Annotated in this window: 18 protein-coding genes; 9 read left to right on the top strand and 9 right to left on the bottom strand. The window is 39.6% G+C overall.

Annotation, left to right across the window (positions count from 1 at the left end):
• The first annotated feature begins 22 nt into the window (after positions 1-22).
• From CTY47_RS01270 to CTY47_RS01255, 4 genes are all read left to right on the top strand, one after another.
• Positions 23-427: a response regulator gene (locus tag CTY47_RS01270; RefSeq protein WP_099463061.1), complete on the top strand. Its 405-nt coding sequence runs from the start codon at positions 23-25 to the stop codon at positions 425-427.
• A gap of 216 nt (positions 428-643) precedes the next feature.
• The gene (locus CTY47_RS01265) at positions 644-2764 is read left to right on the top strand and encodes a KamA family radical SAM protein (RefSeq protein ID WP_099463060.1); all 2121 of its coding nucleotides are present in this window, start codon (positions 644-646) and stop codon (positions 2762-2764) included.
• Positions 2765-2805: 41 nt separating this feature from the next.
• Positions 2806-3348, top strand: a complete 543-nt coding sequence (locus CTY47_RS01260; protein ID WP_099463059.1) for a ferredoxin domain-containing protein — start codon at positions 2806-2808, stop codon at positions 3346-3348.
• Positions 3349-3494: 146 nt separating this feature from the next.
• On the top strand, positions 3495-4871 hold the full coding sequence (locus CTY47_RS01255) for an MFS transporter (protein WP_099463058.1): 1377 nt from the start codon (positions 3495-3497) through the stop codon (positions 4869-4871).
• 918 nt (positions 4872-5789) lie between these two features.
• On the opposite strand, the gene gpmA is transcribed toward CTY47_RS01255, so the two are convergent.
• The gene (gene gpmA / locus CTY47_RS01250; protein WP_099463057.1) at positions 5790-6536 is read right to left on the bottom strand and encodes a 2,3-diphosphoglycerate-dependent phosphoglycerate mutase; all 747 of its coding nucleotides are present in this window, start codon (positions 6534-6536) and stop codon (positions 5790-5792) included.
• Positions 6537-6642: 106 nt separating this feature from the next.
• Here gpmA and nikR point away from each other — a divergent pair, with 106 nt between their 5' ends.
• The 3 genes from nikR to CTY47_RS01235 all read left to right on the top strand — a co-directional run bounded on the left by nikR (position 6643) and on the right by CTY47_RS01235 (position 10367).
• Entirely contained in the window at positions 6643-7044 is a 402-nt protein-coding gene (nikR, locus tag CTY47_RS01245; RefSeq protein WP_099463056.1) for a nickel-responsive transcriptional regulator NikR, read from the top strand.
• A gap of 84 nt (positions 7045-7128) precedes the next feature.
• A complete protein-coding gene (locus tag CTY47_RS01240) occupies positions 7129-9015 on the top strand; it encodes a TonB-dependent receptor plug domain-containing protein (protein ID WP_099463055.1) in 1887 nt (628 codons plus the stop codon).
• A gap of 56 nt (positions 9016-9071) precedes the next feature.
• Positions 9072-10367, top strand: coding sequence for a DcaP family trimeric outer membrane transporter (locus CTY47_RS01235; protein ID WP_099463054.1), 1296 nt, complete (start codon positions 9072-9074; stop codon positions 10365-10367).
• Between the two features lie 189 nt (positions 10368-10556).
• On the opposite strand, the gene CTY47_RS01230 is transcribed toward CTY47_RS01235, so the two are convergent.
• The 3 genes from CTY47_RS01230 to gldB all read right to left on the bottom strand — a co-directional run bounded on the left by CTY47_RS01230 (position 10557) and on the right by gldB (position 15059).
• Positions 10557-12128: a ClC family H(+)/Cl(-) exchange transporter gene (locus CTY47_RS01230; protein ID WP_099463053.1), complete on the bottom strand. Its 1572-nt coding sequence runs from the start codon at positions 12126-12128 to the stop codon at positions 10557-10559.
• Positions 12129-12235: 107 nt separating this feature from the next.
• The gene (locus CTY47_RS01225; RefSeq protein ID WP_099463052.1) at positions 12236-13855 is read right to left on the bottom strand and encodes a sialidase family protein; all 1620 of its coding nucleotides are present in this window, start codon (positions 13853-13855) and stop codon (positions 12236-12238) included.
• A gap of 211 nt (positions 13856-14066) precedes the next feature.
• A complete protein-coding gene (gene gldB, locus CTY47_RS01220) occupies positions 14067-15059 on the bottom strand; it encodes a gliding motility lipoprotein GldB (protein WP_099463051.1) in 993 nt (330 codons plus the stop codon).
• Positions 15060-15163: 104 nt separating this feature from the next.
• On the opposite strand from gldB, the gene CTY47_RS01215 reads away from it, so the two are divergent.
• Positions 15164-16486 (top strand): MATE family efflux transporter, encoded by a 1323-nt coding sequence (locus CTY47_RS01215; RefSeq protein ID WP_099463050.1) that lies wholly within the window; start codon positions 15164-15166, stop codon positions 16484-16486.
• A 60-nt stretch (positions 16487-16546) separates the two neighbouring features.
• Here CTY47_RS01215 and CTY47_RS01210 read toward each other — a convergent pair whose 3' ends face one another.
• From CTY47_RS01210 to CTY47_RS01190, 5 genes are all read right to left on the bottom strand, one after another.
• Entirely contained in the window at positions 16547-18472 is a 1926-nt protein-coding gene (locus tag CTY47_RS01210; RefSeq protein WP_099463049.1) for an NAD(+) synthase, read from the bottom strand.
• 49 nt (positions 18473-18521) lie between these two features.
• The gene (locus CTY47_RS01205; RefSeq protein ID WP_233202063.1) at positions 18522-19874 is read right to left on the bottom strand and encodes an MATE family efflux transporter; all 1353 of its coding nucleotides are present in this window, start codon (positions 19872-19874) and stop codon (positions 18522-18524) included.
• A gap of 77 nt (positions 19875-19951) precedes the next feature.
• A complete protein-coding gene (locus CTY47_RS01200) occupies positions 19952-20716 on the bottom strand; it encodes a peptidylprolyl isomerase (protein ID WP_099463047.1) in 765 nt (254 codons plus the stop codon).
• A gap of 10 nt (positions 20717-20726) precedes the next feature.
• Positions 20727-21398, bottom strand: a complete 672-nt coding sequence (locus CTY47_RS01195) for a peptidylprolyl isomerase (protein ID WP_099463046.1) — start codon at positions 21396-21398, stop codon at positions 20727-20729.
• Positions 21399-21661: 263 nt separating this feature from the next.
• The gene (locus CTY47_RS01190) at positions 21662-22564 is read right to left on the bottom strand and encodes a glycosyltransferase family protein (protein WP_099463045.1); all 903 of its coding nucleotides are present in this window, start codon (positions 22562-22564) and stop codon (positions 21662-21664) included.
• Positions 22565-22742: 178 nt separating this feature from the next.
• Between CTY47_RS01190 and CTY47_RS01185 the strand changes: the two genes are divergently transcribed.
• On the top strand, positions 22743-24785 hold the full coding sequence (locus CTY47_RS01185) for a M13 family metallopeptidase (RefSeq protein WP_099463044.1): 2043 nt from the start codon (positions 22743-22745) through the stop codon (positions 24783-24785).
• Positions 24786-24827: the final 42 nt, after the last annotated feature.

Here is a 24827-nt window from a genome sequence, read left to right as displayed (position 1 = left end):
GGAAATACATAAAATATATAGTATGAATACAGAGACGAATGAAGCTCTACCAAGTGAGAGCCCGATAACAATTTTAATTGCAGAAGACGAAGAGAGCAATTATTTGTTGCTTAAAACGATTTTACAGAAACATTGTAATTTACTTCGTGCTAAAACAGGAAAGGAAGCTTTAGCCCTTTTCAAGGAAAATTGTGTCGATTTGATTTTATTGGATATAAAGATGCCTGAAATGACAGGAATTGAAGCATTAGGTGAAATTCGCAAAATGAATAAAGATATTCCGGTTATTATGCAATCTGCCTACGTTTTTGATTCGGATATGGATGCTGCTCGTAATGCAGGAGCTTCAGACTTTATTACAAAACCAATCAATTTGAAAATCTTCAAGGCTACAATTAGTAAATATTGTCCTTCTTTTGTGTGGTAAAAAAGGATTCATTCGGATGGGTTTGGAGTTTCTTTCGAAAGAAATTTTAGTTTCATCCGAATGGATATGTTTTATCATTTTGCCTTAATTTGAATGTGTATTAAGATGTTTTAGACTTTTGTGCATTTCATTTTGTTGATTTTTTTGTTATTTTTGTAGAAAAACGTCTCCCCGGCGTGTTTTTGTTATATTTCTGATCAATAAAATGAATTGCTTATGATAAAAAGAGAATCCCTTACATCCGACATTTCCAAACTGAGAAAAGAGTATAAACAAAATTTTCCTCAACTGTATAATATAGCAGAAGAGAGTGAAACTGTAGATACTTTTAAAAAAGTATTACGTTCTTATATCTCTACTTTTACTAGCATACGGAAAGATAATCAGAAACTAAGAAATGCGGCAGTAGTACGGATTCTTAATTTAATTGATCATGATGATACTTTTGTGGATGAATTATCAACCGGCGAGAAACTCCCTATCCGTACAATCCATTATTTATGGCATTTTCTTAGAGGAACATTGAATGAAAATGTTTCATCCGATTTGTTTATAGATGTTTATCATCAGTTTGAATTGTTGATGTGTCCTGAAATTATTTTGCCCGAACGTTCATTGGTAAAACGCCAGATGCATCGTTGGCCAACAGGATTGGATGAAAATGTTATTGCTATTCGCAATGCAGGCATAGAACGGATTATAGGCTGCTTGATACGTAAAATAGAACGTAGGCATGCCCCTTCTTCAAAATATCAATTTGAAGAAGGAATGTCTTATGAAGAGAAATACAGACAAGTTCATGAATGGTGGAATACGGCACGCTTCCATTTGGCAATGGCCATTAAAAGTCCTACGGAATTGAACTTTTTTTTAGGATACTCTCTTTCGGATGAAACTATGCAATTGTTGGCCAAAGCTAAAAAGAAAGGAATGCCTTTTTTCATAACCCCATATTATCTTTCTCTTTTAAATACAGGGAAAGAAGGTTTTGATGATAAGACAATTAGATCTTATATCCTTTATTCAAATGAGTTGGTTGATACTTATGGTGAAATAAAAGCGTGGGAAAAAGAAGATGTTGTAATTGCAGAAAAACCAAATGCCGCCGGCTGGTTGTTGCCGGAAGGGCATAATATTCATCGTCGTTATCCGGAGGTGGCAATCCTGATTCCGGATTCGATGGGACGTGCCTGTGGCGGGTTATGTGCATCTTGTCAGCGGATGTATGATTTTCAAAGCGAACGCTTGAATTTTGATTTTGAAGCACTGAAGCCAAAAGAAACATGGGATAAGAAATTGCGCCGTCTGATGCATTATTTTGAAGAAGATGCGCAACTCAGGGATATTTTGATAACAGGTGGCGATGCTTTAATGAGCCAGGATGCTACTTTACGTAAAATATTGGAGGCTGTTTACAAAATGGCGGTCCGTAAACGAAAAGCGAATGAAAGTCGTCCGGAAGGAGAAAAATTTGCAGAACTACAACGCGTACGTTTAGGTTCCCGTCTTTTAGCTTATCTACCTTTGCGGATAACGGATGAATTAGTGGCTATCCTGAAAGAGTTTAAAGAAAAGGCTTCGGCTGTTGGAGTTTCGCAGTTTTATATACAAACACATTTTCAGTCTCCTTTGGAGGTTACGCCGGAGGCAAAACGAGCTATTGAAGCTATTCAATCGGCAGGATGGACGATAACAAATCAGTTGGTGTTTACCGTAGCTGCATCCAGACGCGGACATACTGCAAAATTGCGTCAGGTATTAAATGCTTTAGGCGTGGTTTGCTATTATACTTTTTCTGTGAAAGGTTTTAAGGAGAACTATGCAGTGTTTACTCCTAACAGTCGTTCTTTACAAGAGCAATATGAAGAGAAAATATTTGGTATAATTCCGATAGATAAGCGTAAAGAACTACATTCATTGATCCGAAATGGATATCCGTTGGGTAAGAAACTGATGCATTTTTTGAAAGAAAATGATTTGTTGTTTGCATCAACGGATCGTAATGTATTGAACCTTCCTGCTATTGGTAAAAGTATGACATTTACTACCATTGGATTGACGGAAGAGGGGCAGCGGATCCTTAAATTTGATCATGATGCCAGTCGCCGGCATAGTCCGATCATTGATAAGATTGGAGAAGTTTATATAAAGGAAAATAAATCGATAGCCGCTTACCTTCGCCAGTTGAAGGAAATGGGTGAAGATATAAAAGAATATCATACTATTTGGTCATATACTGAAGGTATAACAGAACCTCGTTTCAGTATTTATGAGTATCCTGATTATCCGTTCGGTATAACGGATATAATGACGAATTTAGAGCTGGAAAATCATTAAAAGTGTATCTTTGTTTATAATTCAACTAAACCAATAAAAGGATGATACAAAACGAAAGAGAAATCAGGCGTCAATTGGTGTTACAGGCTGCAAATCAAATGATGATTGCTGCTCGTACAGCTCCAAAAGGTAAAGGCATAGATATTATTGAAATAGCAGTTGTTACGGAAGAGGATATACGTAAGTTGTCGGAAGAAATGCTGAAGCTGGCATCTGAAACGGGAATGAAATTTTTGTTGCGTGACGCGGACAATATATTGAGTGCTGATGCTGTTTTGGTTATTGGCACAATGCAGAAAACTCAGGGACTGAACTGTGCTCATTGTGGATATGCGACGTGTGTAGAAAAACCGGAGCTGGTTCCGTGTGCTATTAATATTGTAGATTTGGGAATTGCTATTGGATCTGCGTGCGCTACAGCTGCCGATTTGCGTGTTGATACCCGGGTGATGTTTAGTGCTGGTTTGGCTGCTCAACGTTTGCATATATTAGGTGATTGTAAATGTGTTATGGCAATTCCGGTATCTGCATCTTCTAAAAATCCTTTTTTTGACAGGAAACCCAAAGAGCAACCGATTGGATAGATATCAGTTATCAAATATGATACTTCATTATTATATAGATCCGGCTTTTGAAAACAAAGTGCTTAAATCTATCTTCTTAAAAAGTATTATCTTCATAAACTCTCTTTATTTGTAATCTGTTCCTTTCCAAATCAGATCAAGTAAAGATGAGTGATAATACAAACTTACAGGTGTCGGATGGTGTTCCGGTGCCACGTCGTTATTGGGCGATATTGGCTATCGGACTCGGTATTACTGTTTCCGTGTTGGATGGAGTAATAGCGAATGTTGCTTTACCTACCATTGCAAAAGACCTGCATACGAATCCTTCTCTTTCTATTTGGGTTGTTAATGCATATCAGTTGGCTATAACAATCTCGTTGTTGTCTTTATCTTCCATCGGCGAAATCTGGGGATATCGTAAAGTTTATACCTATGGGTTATTATTATTTAGCTGTACTTCTTTGGCTTGTGCATTATCCGATTCTTTGCCTACATTAATAATAGCTCGTACCTTACAAGGCTTTGGTGCGGCGGCAATCACTAGTGTGAATACGGCATTGATACGTATAATATATCCGAAACGTTTTTTGGCGAGAGGTATGGGGCTTAATGCTTTGGTCATTTCAGTGTCGGCAGCTGCAGGGCCTACAATTGCAGCGGGGATTTTATCTGTTGCCAATTGGCCGTGGTTATTTGCGATTAACATTCCTATCGGGGTGACAGCTTTATTGATAAGTTATAGATATCTTCCTCCGAATCCCATTAAAATAAAAGGGCGTCGTTTTGATATTGAAGGCGGATTGCTTAATGCTGTTACATTTGCTTTGCTGATTGCTATTATTGAAGGCTTTACCCATGATATAAATATTTATATTATTCTGATTGTTGTAACAATAGCGATTCTTACAGGATATGTTTATATCAAACGTGAAACAAAACAGGATTATCCGTTATTTCCGGTCGATTTACTTAAGATCCCAATTTTTTCATTATCGATTCTTGCATCTGTCTTTTCATTTATGTCGCAAATGTTGGCAATGGTATCTCTTCCTTTCTTTCTTCAACGAGTATTAGGCAAGGATGAGGTTGCAACCGGATTATTATTGACGCCATGGCCATTGGCAACCATGATCTTTGCCCCGTTAGCCGGTTTTCTATCTGATAAGATTAAAGCAGGAATGCTTGGTTGTATCGGAATGTTGATTTTTGCTACAGGCTTATTCTTGTTGGCAACAATGCCTTCTAATCCATCCAATATTGAAATTATTTGGCGAATGGCTATATGCGGATGTGGTTTTGGCCTATTTCAGACACCCAATAACAGTACAATTATAGGTTCTGCTCCGTCAAGCCGGAGTGGTGGAGCCAGTGGAATGTTAGGGACAGCCCGTTTGATGGGGCAGACAATGGGAGCTTCATTAGTCGCTTTGATGTTTAAACTATTTCCTGGCCACAGCATGCATGTTAGTCTTTTATTAGGATGTATAATTTCAGTGGTCGCAGCGTTTATAAGTGTTTTAAGGGTTGGAAATAAAATATAAAACAGACTTGGGATATATCCCCACTTTGTCACCTTCTGTCACCTTCTTCGGGGGGTATTCCTAAATTGCAAAATGATCTGATATCGGCTGTATGTTGTTGATTTGTATATTATTGTATCGTTGTTGCGAAATCATGCCTGTAACGCTTTAGTGCTTCCCGCGAACACTTTTTACTACTTTTCTCCTGACAGAAAAGTAAGCAAAACGTCCAAGATCGTTTCTGTCACTTTTGGCTTGACCCAAAAGTAACCAAAAGGTCAAGGCTGCACCGTCCGGGCTACTCCGGCAAAAGACTTCGCTTAACCAGCGGAACTCGCTTCGCTCAGACAGCCGCTGGTTTCGTCGCTACGTCTTTTACCTGCGTTTAACGCCCGGCCGCTGATGTCGGAGAGAAGAAAGCTAAGCTTTCTTTTAGGATGGCCGATAGAGCTTGCTCTTTTATGGCTTCAGCCTGGTTTCAATTGCCGTCTGCTTCAGCGAACGGATTAAGAGGGGATATATCTGTATTGGCTTCAGCCAAATTTCTTTCTGGGAATTCTATGTCATTTGTATGCAATAAACAGCTTATTTAAGCATCAGGGAAAGTGTTCGCGGAAGTGTTAAAATGAAATCTGTATTGACCGTTTTTAGGCGTTTGAAAACCGCGTTAGTGTATTGTAATATTGTCTATATTAGCAAATTGTATATTTGTATGGAGTGTCTATGGATAATTTTTCAGATTTTGAAACACCCCCCGAAGAAAGTGACAGAAGGTGACAAAGTGAACCCTTAAACGACCCTTTGTTGAGACTTTGATTCCGTGCTTTTTAGGTAGATAACTAAATTGAACAGGGTAGGCAATGAAACAACAAAGGGTAGGCAATTAAAAAGGGACAGCCTGGCAAATGAGATTTGTTAGACTGATCCTTTGTTCTTTTATTATTTCTTTTTTCCTTGATTGGCAACAGCTTCCATCAATTTTTTGATTTCTTCAGGATCGCCCAGGAAATAATCGCTCATTAGTTTTAGATCGTCATTAAACTCAAATACATAAGGTATTGCCGTCGGCAGATTCAGATGAACAATCTCTTCATTCGAGATATTTTTTAAATATTTGATAATGCCTCGTAGACTGTTCCCATGTGCTACTACTAATAATTGATTTGACGTTTTCAGGGAGGGGAAAATAACTTCTTTCCAATATGGGACAATACGGTCGACAGTATCTTTCAATGATTCCGTACGAGGTAATTCTTTATCAGGAACATCTTTGTAACGGATATCAAATCGCGGATTGCGCGGATCATCTTCCGGTAAAGGCAATGGAGCAATATCATAACTGCGTCTCCATATAAGCACTTGTTCATCGCCATACTTTTCAGCAGTTTCACTTTTGTTCAGCCCTTGTAGCATTCCATAATGTTTCTCGTTTAACCTCCAGCTTTTTTCTATTTGGATCCAATCCTGATCCATTCTGTCTAGTACGCAATTTAAAGTTTTTACTGCTCGCTTTAAGTAAGATGTGTATGCTTTATCGAAAACATATCCTTTTTCTTTCAATACATTGCCTGCTTTTAAGGCTTCTTGTATACCCTTTTCAGTTAGGTCTACATCTGTCCAACCGGTGAACCGGTTTTCTTTATTCCATAGACTTTCTCCATGGCGGAGTAACACTATACTTTTCATATTATCTAATTTATATGCTTGTTTATATATAACAAGACACAAACGAAAAAGATTATAGTTCCGTCAAAATGCTTTATCTTTACCTCTTGATTGATAAAAAATAATTATGGCATTAAAACGTTTCGGTGTGTCTTTGGAAGATAATGTATTGGATTCTTTGGACCAATATGTGGAAGAGAATGGTTTTGCTAATCGTTCTCAGGCTATCCGGTTTCTTATAGAAAAAAATGTGGCTGAGAAAAAATGGCAATGCAACCATATTGTTGCTGGTACTATTATTATCATGTACGATCAGGAAAAAAAAGAAATATATACAAAAATGACAGAAATCGAACGGATCTATAATGACGTTATCCTCTCTTCTTCGCAATATTATATCAATCAAAGTTTCTGCCTCCATATTGTAACAGTAATGGGAACAGCCTACAGATTGACGGAGTTGTCGGATCGTTTGACTACTATAAAAGGAATAAAACATGGGAAATTAGTGATGAGTCGCGCCGATTGATGCTTTTTTTTTCAAATCGTGTTACGTTTTATATAAATCGTGTTACTTTTGTGCGTTCAATAATATAATATTAACACGAAATATATGAAAAGGACATTTTTACTTATTTCCGGACTTTTGTCTGTATTTTTATCTTATGCTTCTGATACGGGAAAAATTGATAGCCTGATTAATTTGCAAGGTGTGGTGGTCTCGGCCAATAAGATTTTTGTAAACAGAAACAGTGTCCCGTTATCTATTTCAGTAATCAGTAGAAATGAAATTGAGTCAAGTAGCGAGTCTGCTTTGCTTCCTGTATTGTCTCAGCGTGTTCCCGGACTTTTTGTTACCCAGAAAGGAATTACTGGCTTTGGTGTGTCGGATGGTTCGGCCGGAATGGTTAACATCCGTGGAATAGGACAGAGTAACAGAGTGCTGATGTTATTTGATGGACAACCACAGTGGGCTGGCGTTTTCGGTCATGCGTTGCCAGACACTTATGTGGCTTCAGATGTAGAACGTGTAGAAGTTATCCGTGGTCCGGGTTCTTTACTTTACGGTTCTAACGCGATGGGGGGAGTTGTGAATATTATTACCCGCAGGCATAACCAGGAAGGACGTCGTACGCAAGCCCGTATTATGTATGGCTCGTATAATACGCAGAAATATATGATTAACAATGGTTATAATGTGGGCAACTTCAGTAGCTTCATATCTATAAATCATGATCGGACGGACGGACACCGACCCAATTCGGAGTTCCATATCACGAATGGTTTTTTGAATCTTGGTTATAAAATGAATGAACACTATAAAGTATCCGGAAACTTAACCCTTGCCAAGTATAAGACTCATAACCCTGGAATGATAACTGATCCGAAGATTGATAATATAATGAATATACTTCGCGGGACTACTTCTTTCGCTTTAGAAAATAACTATGAGAAGACCAGTGGCGCTATTCGTGTTTTTTATAATTGGGGTGATCATAAAATAAATGACGGACATAAACCGGATGCTGCTCCGAGTCCATTTCTATTCCGTTCGGATGACCATAATGCAGGGGTGCAAATTTATCAGTCCTTCAGGCTGTTTAAAGGAAATAGTTTTACTGCCGGTATCGATTATAAGAATTGGGGCGGACATGCGTGGCAGGACAGCATCAAAGGTACTCGTGGCGAAGTGGTGAATAAGACGGTAAATGAGATTGCCGGTTATGCTATCATGCAGCAGGATTTTTTTGATAAGTTGAGCATCAACGCAGGTCTTCGTTATGAACATAGCAGTGCTTATGGCAGTGAATGGGTTCCGCAAGCGGGTTTCGCTCTTCGTTTATTTGAAGGAAATACCATAAAGGGATCGTTTTCTAAAGGTTTTAGAAGTCCGACTTTGCGTGAATTGTATATTTCCTATTTACCTTATTCGAAAGCAAATCCTGATTTGTTACCGGAAAGTATGCTTAATTATGAGCTTTCTGTGGGACAGACATTTCTTGATAATCGATTGTCCGCCGAATTAACAGCTTTCTATATTGAAGGAAAAAATACTATAAGTACGGTCAATATGCAGCTGCAGAATGTAGGACACTTATATAATAAAGGTATAGAGTTTGATGCCCGTTATCAGATTTTGAATAATCTGAATTTAGGAATGAATTATAGTTATCTGCATACTAACAAACCTACAACTGCGGCACCTAAACATAAATTTTTTGCCGATGTGACATATTCGCCCGGTCGTTTTACATTTGATGTCAATGTGGAGTCTATTTCAGATCTCTATGTCAATGTAAATGATAAGAATCCGGTACAAAATTTAAAAGAAAATTATACCTTGTTAAATGCGCGTGTTGCTTATCGTTTCGGCACATTGGAGAAGGGCTTGAATTTATTCGTCAAGGGAGAAAATCTTACGGCAACCCGTTATCAGATTAATGTGGGATATCCCATGCCAAAAGCCGTTTTTATGGGTGGAGTGGATGTCACATTCTAAACCTTTTCATCTCATAGTTGTTCAACTTAGGTAATAAATCTAAACAGTGAACATCTATGAGACTATTTTTACAAGGGGCAGCTATCTTATTGGCTGCCGGACTAGCAAACGCCGCCCATGCGCAGGGCAAGACACAGAAAGTGATTATTGAAGATGATGACCCTAATGCGATCATGCTGGTTACCATCGACAAAGCAGGTGATGAGATTGTTCGCGTCATGAATGAGACTCAACCCCAACGGTTCCACGATCCTAAAGCTCCCCGTTTTATATTGACCGACCGAAAGGGACGTTTTGCCCTTGGTATAGGTGGATATGTGAAAGCTACTGCTGAGTACGACTTTGATGGAATTTCGGATGATGTCGATTTTTATCCTTCTCTTATCCCCAACAAAGGACAGGGTACGTATGCACGTAATCAATTCCAGATGGATGCAACTACCAGTACTATCTTTTTAAAATTGGTAGGACGTACCAAAAACCTGGGTGATTTTGTAGTCTATACTGCAGGTAATTTCCGTGGTGGCGACAAAGTATTCCAGTTACAAAATGCGTACGCATCTTTCCTCGGGTTTACATTAGGATATGATTACACTCTCTTTATGGATGCGGCCGGTGCACCTCCTACAATCGATTTCGCAGGTCCTAACGGTATGGCATTTCATCGTGCTACGCAATTCCGTTATGAACATACCTTTATGCAACGTCTGAAAATGGGTATCGCTGTAGAAATGCCGGATGTAGACGGACTCACTACTTCCAACGAACGTATAGGCGTACAACGTACTCCAAGCTTTCCTTTATATGTACAATATAACTGGAACAAGAGTAGTCATCTGCGTGTAGCAGGTATTTTCCGTAGTATGACTTATGATAACCTTGTAGCTCATAAAGCCGAGTCTGAAGCCGGATGGGGTGTATTGGCTTCAACAACTTTCAATTTGGGCAAGAGCCTGCAGGTGTTCGGCCAGGGTGTATACGGACGCGGCATCAGTCAGTATATGAATGATATCAGTAACCTGAATGTGGATATTGTTCCGAATCCGGAAAAGCAAGGCGAAATGCAGGTGCTTCCTATGATGGGTTGGTATGCAGGCTTGCAATACAATATCACTCCTAAAGTTTTTATTTCAAGTACATATAGCCAGTCCCGTCTTTATAGCGAAAAGGACTATCCCCGGACTCCGTCGGATCAATATCGCTATGGACAGTATTTGGTAGCTAATGTGTTTTGGAACATCACTCCCAATCTTCAGGCCGGAGTAGAATATCTCCATGGATGGCGTACAGACTTTGATGATATGACGCGTCAGGCAAACAGAATTAATGTATCTGCTCAATTCAACTTCTGATAAACGGTTATTTCTGCCACCGGAAGTGGTTTGATAGCCCCGGAATATCTATATTATTCCGGGGCTTCTGATTTTAAAACATTACCATTCGTCATTCTTCATTTCTACAGGAATATTGTCCCGAAAGTGCATGGATGCATGGGTACTGCCTGCTTCTGTTAAAATCTTTGCCATGATATAATTATTTAGTTAATAAATATTTGCCAAACTGATTAGAGGTTCGTATAATTTTTCTATGTCTTGTGCATCAATCTCTATTTCAACCTGATCGCCGGGAATCAGGGTTTCTCCTTGGGGAGAAAGCGTTTTACGGTCACGGCGTATGTTTTTAATAAAGCATCGTTCCGGTAAAGTAAGTTCTTCTGTTTTTTTCCCGTCAAAGTAAGAACCGTGCATAATTTCCACAAAGAGGCTGGAACGCTTTTGCTGGCTATAGGGTGGTTGGGCGATCATTTCATCATACAGTACAACATTAAACGGCTTGATTTGCAACAATTCGGTGAAATAATAAGTTAATCCTCCAACGATAATGGACGGATAAAAAACTTCCAAGTGTCCTGTTATTTCAGTAATCAATACAATGCCCGTTAATGGGGTGCGTACTACGGCTACTAAGAATCCTACCATACTGATAAGCATTATGTAGCTGATATTGGCCTCTGCTATATATCCGTATTTTACCAGTAATAAAGCTATAATCTGCCCGAATAAACCCCCTGTTACGAGTGTGGGAATAAAGTTTCCGCCCGGTAAACCGGAAGAAAAAGAAAAGGTGCTAAAAACCAAATGGATCAACATCATGGCTGTAATCCATAATATCGGTTTGTAACCATCCATTGCCTGCATGATAAGAAAATGTTCCCCACCTCCTGTGAGGTCAACTTCTAAAAGAGAAATCGTATAAGCAATAATTAGTAAATAAAGTAATTTTATATGAGCAGGTTGTTTGATTCGCGGATATATATTTTTGTTCCATAAGGTGAACCATGAATATAATTTTGCAAAGACAGAGATCACTACAGCCAATAATAAAAGAACTTTGAATCGCTCTAACATAGGCATGGAAGGAGCGATTGCATCGATTTTAAAATAAGGGTTTATTGGAAAGATGATACTGGCAATGCCTCCTGCTACCACGCCGGCTAACAGGGTGGTGATGGCTGTCTTGGGCGCATCAAAACGTTCTATGGATTCGATTACGAGTAATGAAGATGCCAGGGGGGCGGCAAAAGCAGCAGCCAGCCCGGCCCCGGCTCCGGCTGCTAAAAGTTGTTTTCGTTCGCCCGATAGTACACGACCCCACTTGGAAACGAGGTAGCCGATATATGAACCTATCTGAACACATGGGCCTTCCCGGCCTAATGATAACCCGGCGCTGAGAGATAATACACCTCCTGAAAATTTTGCAATCAATTGGAGTAATGGGTTTTTATAATCCACGCGTCCGTTGATTACTCCACGTGTTTGTGGAATACCTCCTCCTGTAATAAGAGGCATCTTTTTTACTAACCAGCTCACAAATATAAGGATGCCCCATAGTATGGGAAACAACAGCAAATGGAAATACCAGTGAGGATGCGAATCGAAGAAAGCTTTGCGGATGTCAAAAAATAGTTGGAGCAGATAATGGTATGGGACTGCTACCATCCCGGTGAGCAATCCCACAAATATGCTGACAAAATATAGACGGGCATCAATAAGTTTGAGCTTCCATATCCGTCGTTTTTTCAGTTCCCGGATATCCAAATTATTCCAATCCATGCTGTTCTTATTATCGACTACGATAATACAACAATTTAGAATGGGTTGGGTTTGCCTGCTTTATGACAAACAAAGATTATTAACAGAAACAAATATTGTCCTGGCTGTTACTTGATGAGATCCGATAGTTTGATTGCCTGGAATGTCATGTGCGCTACACTTGATTCGTAAAAAATACCAACGGTTTCTTTATCTATCATAGACAGGCAGGTATAGCCCCATCCCTCAGCTTCGTCCAACATTACCTGGTGTTCTGCGGGCCAGGTGAGTCCTTCATCCAGACTTGCTTTGATCGTAATATGGTTACGACGTTTTTGGGTATTGGGGTTAGAGAATAGAAGCAGTTTTTTGCCGGTGATATTATCTTTTGCATCTACTTTTATCAAACTTGCCATACATATGGGTTCCTGAAGTGCATGACGGCTGGAAGGATGTTCTTCCCATGTTTTCCCTAGATCGCGGGTAGTGGCAATGGCACGACTTCCTCCGCGGTTGTCGCGCATATTGAGCATCAGAACGCCCGGTTCCACTTCTACCACTTGCGATTCCGTTGTGTTTGTACGTGCCGGATTATGAAGATGCCATGTTTCTCCACGATCTTTACTATACATTATGCCTGCATTTGGGATACGGGTTGCATCTATAAACTGTATGGGAAAGACTAAAGTACCATCCTGCATTGTAATTCCACGTCCGGGACCTTGCAGAAGAAAATACCACGAAGGGTCTTTTACCTGTGAGGTTATATTAATGGGTTGACTCCATGTTTTACCATCATCTTCACTTTTTACAAGCATTAACTGGGCTGTCTCGTCCGGAGTCATTCCCGGCATGGAGTTCCACCATGCTCGTTCGTTTCCCATACCGTGTGTCCATGCAGCGACAATCCAAACAGTATTCGTTTTTTCGTCTACCAATATCGCAGGGTCGCCAACACCATTTTGTGCATGCGGAAGCCCACCGGCTTCTCCAAAGCTCATGGCTATGCGCATAGGTTCCCAGGTTTGTCCTTTGTCTGTACTCCGGCTAAGGCCTATGTCTACCATTTCCTGCAAATCCATACTATTGTTATAACGTATATCGTAAACTCCTAATAGTGTTCCATTATTGGTAGTTGCTAATCCGGGAATACGATAAGCGGCAACACCATCATCCCATGCCTGGCGCACTCCGATTCCTACACGACGGGTTTCTGCTTTTCCTGCCCAGGATACAATTGCAGATTTGTTATTGATTATTGCCTGCGGGATTGTGGCGGATATTTTGGAGAGTAAAGAAGTTTCCGGTTTCATTTCAATACTTATCCAATAATAGTTTACCCCATTTACCATAGATTGAGTGGTAGTGAAGGTAAGATTGTCGGATGGATTGTTTACTTCGTCTTTCTTCACGGAGTAGGACGGATTGGCTTTGCGGGTCCAGTCACGGGAGTGGCTTGAAATATAAGTTACCGGACTATAATGTGTTCCACTTCTTGATGGAGCTTCAACTCCTGCGTAATAAAGCCGTACTGATTGAATATCATCAATGTTTACCGATTGGTCAAACTGCAATGTCAGTTTGTTTAATATGTCGCCTTTTTGGGCAGGGATGCGTATTTCAAATAACACATTGTCTGTCCGGTCGATCAGTATAGGTATTTGGGGTTCATTTACAAACAGAGTATCAGTAGCAAATGAAATCAGGTGTAAGGCTAATAGGCCCAGCAACAAAAAAAGTTTTTTCATGGATTTAGTTTATTTGAATGATAAATAATATTTGCGTTTAGCTTTTCGAGGCTAAAGATACATTTTTTTGAGGTATCCAAAAAAAGAAAGGGAAAGTTTGAACCTTTTTCTTTTCCTTATGTTATAGTGATATAGTGTTTTTCATGGTATTAGAATTAAGTTAGATTAGGTTATCCGTCTTGTTCGTGAGAATAGGACGGTTTCTTTTTTATTAGGGTTTATATTTGGATGCTTCCAGTATTGTTTGTGCATTTGCATTTATCAGGGCTTCTGGTGTGCTGTTTGTTTCTTTCATATATTTATTAACGATCTGCCAACCTATCCACGTACCAACGTTTCCGGGAGCTTCATTAGCAAGATGGGTGGAAGGTGCATCCTCAAAGTATTTGGAAGTAGTCATGTGGTCCGGGGTAAAAAGATCCTTGCGTTCGATGATGGCTTTCCAGATATCTTCTTCATGTTCTTTGCACCAGTTGAGGTTTTGTTCGGTAAAACCAATCAAATCGGCTTGTGTTATCTCCGGCAATGCCTGGCTTAACAGGTATTTTATTTTTCCTTCATAAATCATACGGTCTAAAAGTACATTCTCTTTTCCTGTAAATGGATATTCGGACATGATCCAGCCTGCCAGATAATCGGGGACAATATTATGACGTTGCATTTTTTGTTTCTGGTAGTTGTAGAAAAAATCCTGATATAATGGAAAGTCTTTACCCATATATTTATCAATAGATATGGATAGCAAACTGTCACCTACAAGTACGTTCTGATTAAATCCGGATATGTGCATATATACTGCCGGAATTTGCATGGATGGAAAATTGGCATGAAGATAGTTGAATCCTTCTCCTAATTTTTTTTCTATATCCGAAATATCGTTATACTGCGTAATGGCTTCCATATACAGTTGTTTTAGTGTCGGCTCCGAATAAAAAGTGATAAGTTTAGGGAAGAAATTCGGATCATCCGGAGTCTGGATATTCAATATACCTTTGCCTAGAATATCTAGCATTTGGGGATATTGTTTGCGGAGCTGTACCTGCATGGTCGTATCTTTCGTATCGATCAGGACAAACAATTCTTTGTCAAAGCGTTGAATATGCATAGGCGTAGTCTCCGCATAATTTGTTGTATTCGTGTTTTGTCCGGTACAGCTAAATAATGTAACTGTAAAAAGCACCGTTAAAAAAGTTTTTGCTATCATCTTGTTCAAAATTATAAGCTATTAAAGAAACGGTTCTTCTTCTTTTATATTGTATAAATAACATCTAATCATTACCTTTGCCTCCCTTTTTAACAAAATCCGGTATGCAGTTCTCAAACAAACAAATATTACAGATAACATATCCCGTATTGATAAGTTTATTAATGGAGCACCTTATCGGGTTGACAGATACGGCTTATTTAGGACGGGTAGGTGAGGTAGAACTTGGTGCATCAGCCTTAGCCGGAGTCTATTACTTGGTAATTTATATGCTGGGCTTCGGGTTTAGTGTCGGAGCTCAGGTGCTGATAGCCCGCCGTAACGGGGAACAGGATTATTTAAAGATCGGGCCTGTATTTACACAGGGTATGCTATTTTTGTTGTTATTGGCGGCTGTCCTGTTTACATTGTCTAATTTTTATTCTCCTATATTATTACGCCATTTGATAGGATCGGAAGATGTTTATCTGGCTACAATGAAGTATATAGATTGGCGCGTATACGGATTCTTTTTTTCTTTTACCGCCGTCATGTTCCGGGCTTTTTATGTTGGAACTACCCATACGAAGATTCTTACCGCAAATTCTGTGGTTATGGTATTGACGAATGTAGTCCTGAACTATATTCTTATATTCGGTAAATTAGGTTTCCCTGCTTTGGGAATAGCAGGAGCTGCTATTGCATCTTCTATTTCCGAAGCTGTTTCTGTTTTATTTTTTATAATATATACATGGAAAAAGGTTGATTATAAGAAGTATGGATTGTTTCGGTATGAAGGAGTAGATTTTAGAATGCTCGGACAGATATTAAGTGTTTCTGTTTGGGTGATGATACAGCATGGTATTGCTTTTTGTGGTTGGTTTATCTTTTTTATTGCAGTGGAGCATTTAGGCGAACGTCCGTTGGCTGTAACGAATATAGTGCGTAGCATATCTTCTTTCCTGTTTATGTTTGTAAATGCATTTGCCTCGACTAACAGTTCCCTGGTTAGTAATTTAATTGGAGCAGGAGAAACAGAACAAGTTATGAAGCTGTGTCGTCGGATGGTACGCATCTGTTATTATTTTGTATTACCTATAGCATTGCTATTTGCTGTTTTTCCAGAACTGGTATTGCGTATTTATACGGATAACCAGGAGTTGGTAGCCGCTTCGGTTCCTTCTTTATGGGTAATGCTGTCATCTTATCTGCTGGCTGTTCCCGCATTTATTTTCTTTTTTAGTGTTTCGGGAACAGGGAATACACGTATTGCCTTGATTATAGATATAGTTAGTATTGCAGTGTATGTGCTTTATATATTCTATATTGTAATTAAGATGCAGCCTGAAATAGCTGTTTGTTGGACAACCGAATATGTATATAATATAATGATTCTTTCATCATTTTATTATATATGGAAAGGAAACTGGAGAAATAAGAAAATATAAAAATCATCCCGATCATTTTTTGGAAACATCGTTATGATTTGATAAAATGATCGGGGGCAATTATTCCAGTCCTTCTATTTCTTTTAGCCACAACGTAGCCATTGCATCACTGGGCATACGCCAGTCTCCTCGGGGTGAGAGACTGATTGAGCCGACTTTTGGCCCGTCGGGCAGACAATTGCGCTTAAATTGTTGCTGGAAAAAACGGCGGAAAAAGGTATGCAACCATCTTTTGATTGTTACATTATCATATTTGCCAGTAAAGGCTTTTTGAGCCAGATAATATATCTTGGACGGAGTAGAACCGAAACGTAAGAAATGATAAAGATAGAAATCATGTAGTTCGTAAGGACCTACTAAATCTTCTGTTTTTTGTTTAATGTTACCGTTTTCATCTGCCGGGATTAGTTCCGGACTGATTGGTGTGTCGATAATATCCAATAAAGTAAGACGTGACGTTTCATCGACTTTATGAAGAGCCACCCATTCAACCAGGTATTTAACCAGCGTTTTTGGTATGCTTCCGTTTACACCGTACATAGACATATGATCTCCATTATATGTAGCCCAGCCGAGAGCCAATTCCGACAAATCACCGGTTCCGATTACTAAACCGTTTTCCTGATTGGCAACATCCATTAGTATTTGCGTGCGTTCACGGGCCTGGCTGTTCTCGTAAGTAACATCATGTACATTGATATCATGATGAATATCTTTGAAGTGCTGTATACAGGCATCTTTAATAGAAATTTCCCGGAGTGTCACCCCTAAAGAATGTATCAGATTTACGGCATTATTGTAAGTTCTTCCGGTAGTGCCAAATCCCGGCATTGTGATTCCGATTATGTGTTTGCGTGAAATATGCAGGGCATCGAATGTCATAACGGCAACGAGAAGCGCCAGCGTAGAATCCAAGCCTCCTGAGATACCTATTATTGCTGTTTGAGCATGGGTATGCAACAAACGTTTGGCAAGACCTGCTACTTGAATGTGAAATATTTCATTGCACCGTTCATTCAGGGCATCACCGGACGGTATGAAAGGATGCGGATCTATAGGACGCGTAAGTTTACCGGAAAATTCAGGCAGTTTTACAGGAATGACCGTACAGTTTTTTTGAGAAAGTCCGACGTTTTCTTGTGAGAAACTGGTATTTGTCAATCTGTCGTTTTGCAGATTCTGAATATCAATTTCGCTTATGATAAGTTGTTCTTCCATACAGAAACGTTCGGATTTGTTTAATATCTTGCCGTTTTCTGCAATGATGCCGTTGCCGGCAAATACGAGGTCAGTGCTCGACTCTCCAAATCCCGCCGATGAATAAATATAACCTGCCAGACAACGCGCCGATTGCTGACTGATTAATGAACGTAGATAATGATGTTTGCCTATCAGCTCGTTGCTTGCCGAAATATTGAATAATAAGTTTGCTCCTTGTATTGCTAGCAAAGAACTGGGAGGAACAGGAACCCATAAATCTTCACATATTTCAATGCCGATCTTTATTTTATCTTGTGCAAAAATAAGATGGCGGCCAAGCGGATAGGATTGATTGCCTATTATAATAGTATCGCTGTTCAGATCGTCGGCTGAAGTAAACCAACGTTGTTCCTGAAATTCTTTATAGTTGGGCAGGTATGTCTTCGGTACTACAGCTACTATTTTGCCGCATTGAAAGATAACGGCAGCATTTATCAATCTGTTTTCGGTTACCAGAGGACAACCTACAATGGAGAGTATACCCGAATTGCCGGTTTCGTCAACTAGTTGTAGTAAAGCCTTTTCGGCATTACGAAGTAATGTTTGTTGAGTGAACAGATCAAAGCAGGTGTAGGAGGTTACCGACAGTTCCGGAAAAGCTATGATCTGTACCCCCTTTTCTGAAGCCTTGTGTATTAACCCTTTTATTTGTTGGATATTATAGAAACAATCTGCAACCAATACATGTGGTATGGCTGCAGCTACTTTAACAAATCCGTAGTCCATAATTCTTATCTTTGTTTAGCGACGCTCAAAGATAAGGGTTTTTAATGAATTAGGGAGTAACCGGGATATTTTTACTTTGCAGAGTAAGTTTGTTGAATCTTCTCCATAATAAAATACCTAACGTTGTAAGGCTGACCGGAAATCCGCACCATACACCAATGGCACCCCAGTCGAATATGAATCCGCACAGGTAACCAATTGGCAGGGCTAATCCGAAGTGGCAGACAAAAGCCATATAAGCCATATATTTTACGTCCGAGATTCCTCTTAACGCATTGGCAAATAATATTTGTAATCCGTCTCCGAATTGGTAAAGGATGACTGAGTAGGATAGAAGCGCCACCATTTCTACTACCTGTTTTTCCGGGGTAAACAAATATCCCATGCTGTTTTTGAAAATCAGAATAAGCGATACTACGACTATGGCAACAAACATAGTCAGATGTAATCCGGCGAAAGAAGCATAACGGATGCTGCTGTAATCGTTCCACTCTTTATAACTGCTTACACGTATGGTTACGGCTGCTGCAATGCCGTAGTAAACCATAAACCCCAATGTGGTGATTACCCCGACAACCTGATGCGCTGCCAGTGCCGTACTTCCCAACCATCCCATCATAATAACACTCAGGCTGAATGAGCCGGTTTCTACGCCCATCTGCAATCCTACAGGAAATCCTAACCGAACTAAATTGTTCAGGTTGATACGGTTGATAATACCTTGTTTGAATCCGGTTAAAAACCGGCTGTATTTGCTATGGTGGGTGAATATATATAAGAATGAGAAGAAGGTAATGATACGACTTGCCAGAGTAGATATACCGGCTCCGGTCAGCCCCATTTCCGGTACGCCACAATGACCGTATATCAGGAAATAATTGCCTATTATATTGAGTACGTTTGCGCTAAGCATAATCCACATGGGAGTTAACGTATCTGTTATTCCATCGCTGAATTGCTTGAAAGAGTTGAATAACATAGCAAAAATGACGGAAAATAATTGCAATATATAATACGGCCTGATGTAAGGCATCAGTTCGTTTGGCTGATTTAATACATCGATGTTGAGCAGTAACACCAGCATGCAAAGACTGATTAATATTCCAACAATAAAATTGATAAAAAGACTGTTCTTCAGTGTTTCGCCGGCTTTAGTGTAATCTTTTCCGGCAAATAATCCACCGATGATAGGCGTTAGTCCGTAAGAGAACCCCATACCGAAGATGAAAGCCAGGTTAAAGAAATTATTTACAAATGAAGCGGCTGCCAACTCGTTTGTACTATGGTGGCCTACCATTATATTATCGGCAAACCCAACAATGATAATGCCCAGTTGCCCTAACATTATAGGCACACCCAGGCGAATAGTTTTTTTATAGTGTTCTATGTAATTGGAAAGCATGTGGAGATATGAAGCGCATTTACATGATAATGGCATACAAACAATCCGGAATTATTTGTATGCCACTATATGTTATATTAAAGTATTTCTACGGATTCTATAACAATATTTTCGGTTGGACGGTCTTGTTTGTTGGTCTTAACATTCTGTATATTGTTTACCACGTCTAGTCCCTCAACTACTTCTCCGTAAACCGTATATTGATTATCCAGAAAAGGAACGCCTCCGATTGTTTTATAAATCTCGCGTACTTCCGGATTTAATTTGGTTTCTTCTTTACGTTTCTCGGCTTCCAGTTCTGTTTTGCCTATTAATGTATCTTTAAGGATATTTAGTTCGTCTCTGTTGCCACTCCGGTAAAGCTCCATAATTTTGGATTTGTTTTCTGTTTGCAAGCGCGCAAAGATGGATTGTTTCAATTGGCTTTCCATCTGTTTTTCCATTTGGCTCAGTTCGCTGTCGTTATATTTTTTGCCAGTTACAATATAGAATTGTGAAGCCGAAGATTCTTTGTTTGGGTTTACTTCATCTCCTGTACGTGCGGCACATAAGGCTCCTTGCTTATGGAAATATTTCGGATAGGCAAATTCGGCCGGCACGGTGTAACCCAAATCTCCTGCCCCTAATTGCTTGTTCATTGGTGCGTCTTTGGATGTAATGTCACCGCCCTGTATCATGAAATCTTTAATAACACGGTGAAAAAGGAGGCCGTTATATTGTCCGTCTTTTACCAGTTTAATAAAGTTGTCGCGATGTTTTGGCGTATCGTTATATAATTTCAGTTTGATGTCGCCTTTATTGGTGTGCATCACTACGAGTGTTTCTGTTGCTTGATTCTCCATATTTCAATCTTTATTTATTGACAATAGTCATTGTTTTAATCTTGATATTTTTTACCGGGCGGTCGTTCTCGTTGGTTTCCGTAAATTGTATTTTGTCTACTGCTTTCATGCCGCTTACTACCTCGCCGAAAACAGTATAGTTACCATCCAGATGAGGTGTTCCGCCTTCCAGCATATAGGCTTGTTTTTGTTCGGGTGTAAAGGTTGTGCCTTTTTCCTTGGTCATTTTATCCAGTTCCATTTCCGTGTAATACTTGCCGGTTACAATATAGAATTGAGAGGCCGAGGATGCCTTTTCCGGATTCTCTTCATCTCCCGTACGGGCAGCACAAAGCATTCCCCGTTTATGGAAATATTTAGGGAAAACTATTTCTGCCGGGATAGTATAATCAGGATCTCCGTCTCCCAGATGTTTGTCTATAGGGGCATCTTTTGATGTAATATCTCCACCCTGAATCATAAATTGCTTTATGACACGATGGAATAACAATCCGTCGTATAGTTTTTCTTTTACGTTCTTGATAAAGTTGTCCCTATGTTGAGGTGTGTCATTAAACAGTTTCACCTTAATCTTACCCATATCCGTATTAATCAGCACCAATGTCTCGGTTTCTTGCGCATGTAACGGGCAAAGCGAAAGAATAAATACCGAAACAAACAACAAAGTAAGGATTCGTTTCATATTTTATTTGCAATTAATTTGGAGGCAAAAATAGGAATAAAATATGAATAATTGATCATCTGCGCTTTTCTACTCTTGCAATCGCATAGCCGATAACCTATAACCTATAACCGAAGCAGTTCATCTTGATAAGGCTTATATAGATATACATCAGGATTGATAGTGCAATGAATAAGCAGGAAGATTCTTTGCACACAAAATAACAAATCGGCTGTCTAATAACAAGGTTAGATAGCCGATTTGTCTGTTATTTGATTTTTGAATCAGAATAGTTTTGAAGGATATTCTCCTGCATCCACTAATGCCTGTATCTTATCAACCACACCTTGACGGTCTGCAGCATAGGTAACGCCGAACCATTTAGATGTAGTATCTAAAACTTTCACACGGGCGGTGTTTTCTGTTATCAGTTTGTTTACCATTAAAGGAATGAAATATTCGCTTTTAAGATTACCCATATTTGCTTTCAGGAATTCTTTGAAAAATTCTTCTGAATATTCAAAATAATCAGGAGTAAACCCCCACATATTCATGGAAACAGGTGTATTTTCTTCTAATACAACTTTCTTTCCGTTTTCGTCTGTAAATTGGATATCTCCGTCAATACGTTCGATTGCAGTACGCTCAACAACGCCAGTAAGGAAGCCTGCCGCATTTGTTTCGCAAACGCCACGGGCAACGGAGCCGCTCTCACTCAATGTATTGCCAACACGGTAGCCAACCATGCAATAGTCGTTTTTCTTACCTGTCATTCCGGTTAGAGCTTTACCTAATACGGCAAAACTATCGCGTCCGTAAAAGTCGTCTGCATTGATTACGGCAAAAGGTTCGTTAATCACCTTTTTCCCCATAAGTACAGCGTGGTTTGTTCCCCACGGTTTTTCGCGTCCTTCAGGACAAGTAAACCCTGCCGGAAGGTCGTTTAAATCCTGAAATACTACTTCGACAGGAATATGGTTTTCATATTTGGAGATAATTTTTTCGCGGAAATCTTTTTCAAATGATTTGCGGATAACAAATACCAATTTTCCGAATCCGCCACGAATAGCATCGAAAATAGAATAGTCCATAATTGTCTCGCCGTTGGGGCCAAGGCCGTCTAATTGTTTTAATCCTCCGTAACGGCTACCCATACCGGCTGCCAGAACAAATAATGTAGGTTTCATAATGTCTATATTTTTTAGTGTTTCTCTATTCTGCGGGCAAAGTTAGCAATTTCTGTTATTTGCCTTGCATACTTTATTATTTTGTTAAATTACTGGCGTTAAATAAAGATTGTTAGCAGACTATTTGTTTTTATTTATACTACCTTTGCACCATCTTTTAAGGCTTAAAGTTAGTAAAATGAAAAAAACGAAGATGTTACCGTTTATGGCAGCTTGTATGGTTGCTTTGGTGGGCTGCAATACTCCTGCGAAAGAGATTGCAAAAGTGAAAGCCATTGATCTGGCAAATATGGATACGACAGTGGCTTCGGGTACTGATTTTTACGAATATGCATGTGGCGGATGGATTAAAAATAATCCGTTGAAACCTGAATATTCAAGTTTTGGTACTTTTAATGTATTAATGGAAAATAATCAGGAGCAACTCCGTAATTTGATTGATGAATTGGGAACTACTCCCCAACAAGCCGGAACCGTAGCTCAGAAAATAGGTACTTTATATGCGATGGGGCTGGATAGCACAAAACTGAACGCCGATGGTGTAAATCCTGTTAAGGAAGAGTTGGCTGCTATCAATTCGTTGGTTACAAAATCCGATATTTCAAAAATGGTTGCCACCCTGCATAAAGGAGGTATGTCTCCGTTCTTTGTTTATTTTGTAGCTGCTGATGAAAAGAATAGTTCTATGAATATTATGGGGCTGTATCAGGCAGGAATAGGCATGGGCGATCGCGATTATTATTTACAGACAGACGAAGCAAGTGAAAAGATGCGTGATGCATATCAGGCTTATATTAATAAATTATTCACTTTGGCTGGATATACTCCCGAACAGGCTGATGCTGCTGTAAATGCTGTAATGAAAATCGAAAAGAATATTGCTCAGATATCTTCAAGTCGCGAAGAATTACGCGATTCGCAAAAGAATTACAATAAACTTTCATTTGAAGACTTTAAAAAGCATAGCAGTGCTTTGGACTGGGATGTTTATTTCCAGTCTTTAGGCGTTCCGGATTTGAAGGAGTTGGATGCCAAACAGATTAATTTCTATAAAGGTTTGGAAGATTTGTTCAAAAACACATCGATTGATGAGCAGAAGGCTTATCTGGCATTTAACTTGCTGAACGCAGCAGCTCCTTACCTGAGTGACGATTTTGTAACTGCTTCTTTTGATTTCTACGGGAAGGTTATGTCGGGACAGCAGGAACAGAAACCACGTTGGAAACGTTCTCTTTCTACTGTGAATGGAGCTTTGGGCGAAGCTGTCGGCGAAATGTATGTAGCAAAGTATTTTCCGGCTTCTTCTAAAGAAAAAATGCTTCAGTTGGTTGGAAATTTGCAGAAAGCATTGGGCGAACGTATTGCTTCATTGGAATGGATGAGCAATGTAACCAAGGAAAAAGCTCAGGAAAAACTGGCTGCTTTTGGTGTAAAGATAGGCTATCCTGATAAATGGCGCGATTACAGCGGCCTGGAAATAAAGGACGATTCGTATTGGGCTAATGTGCGCCGTTCTAATATTTTTGATGCTGAATATTATCTGGCAGACTTGAATAAACCGGTGGATAAATCCCGTTGGCTCATAACACCTCAAACGGTTAATGCTTATTATAACCCGACAACGAATGAGATTTGTTTCCCTGCTGCAATTCTCCAGCCTCCGTTCTTTAATCCGGATGCCGATGATGCTGTAAATTATGGTGCTATTGGCGTGGTGATCGGACATGAGATGACTCATGGTTTTGACGATCAGGGACGTAATTATGATAAAGACGGTAATCTGACTGACTGGTGGACTGCCGATGATGCTAAGCGTTTTACGGAACGCGCCGACAAACTGGTTGAACAATATAATAATATTATTGTATTAGATACAGTACATGCTAACGGCCGTTTTACACTGGGTGAGAACATTGCCGACCATGGCGGATTGCTGGTAGCACATCAGGCTTATAAAAATTCATTGAAGGGTAAAGAGGCTCCGGCTCCGATTGATGGTTTTACTGATGATCAGCGCTTCTATTTAGGTTATGCAACTTTGTGGGGGCAAAATATCAGACCGGAAGAGATTCTTCGTCTTACAAAGATTGATCCTCATTCTTTGGGTAAATGGCGTGTGAATGCTGCTTTACGTAATATAGATGACTTTTATGCTGCTTTCGGAATAAAAGAGGGTGATCCGATGTATATGGCTCCTGCAGACCGTGTGGTTATATGGTAGTAATAATGATAAATAAAACAGCAAAGGCGTCTCTTCATTAGG

This window comes from Parabacteroides provencensis (assembly GCF_900232875.1).
GTDB classification, from domain to species: domain Bacteria; phylum Bacteroidota; class Bacteroidia; order Bacteroidales; family Tannerellaceae; genus Parabacteroides; species Parabacteroides chinchillae.
Note: the sequence above shows the minus strand (reverse complement) of the source record. Positions and strands in the feature narration are given on the sequence as shown.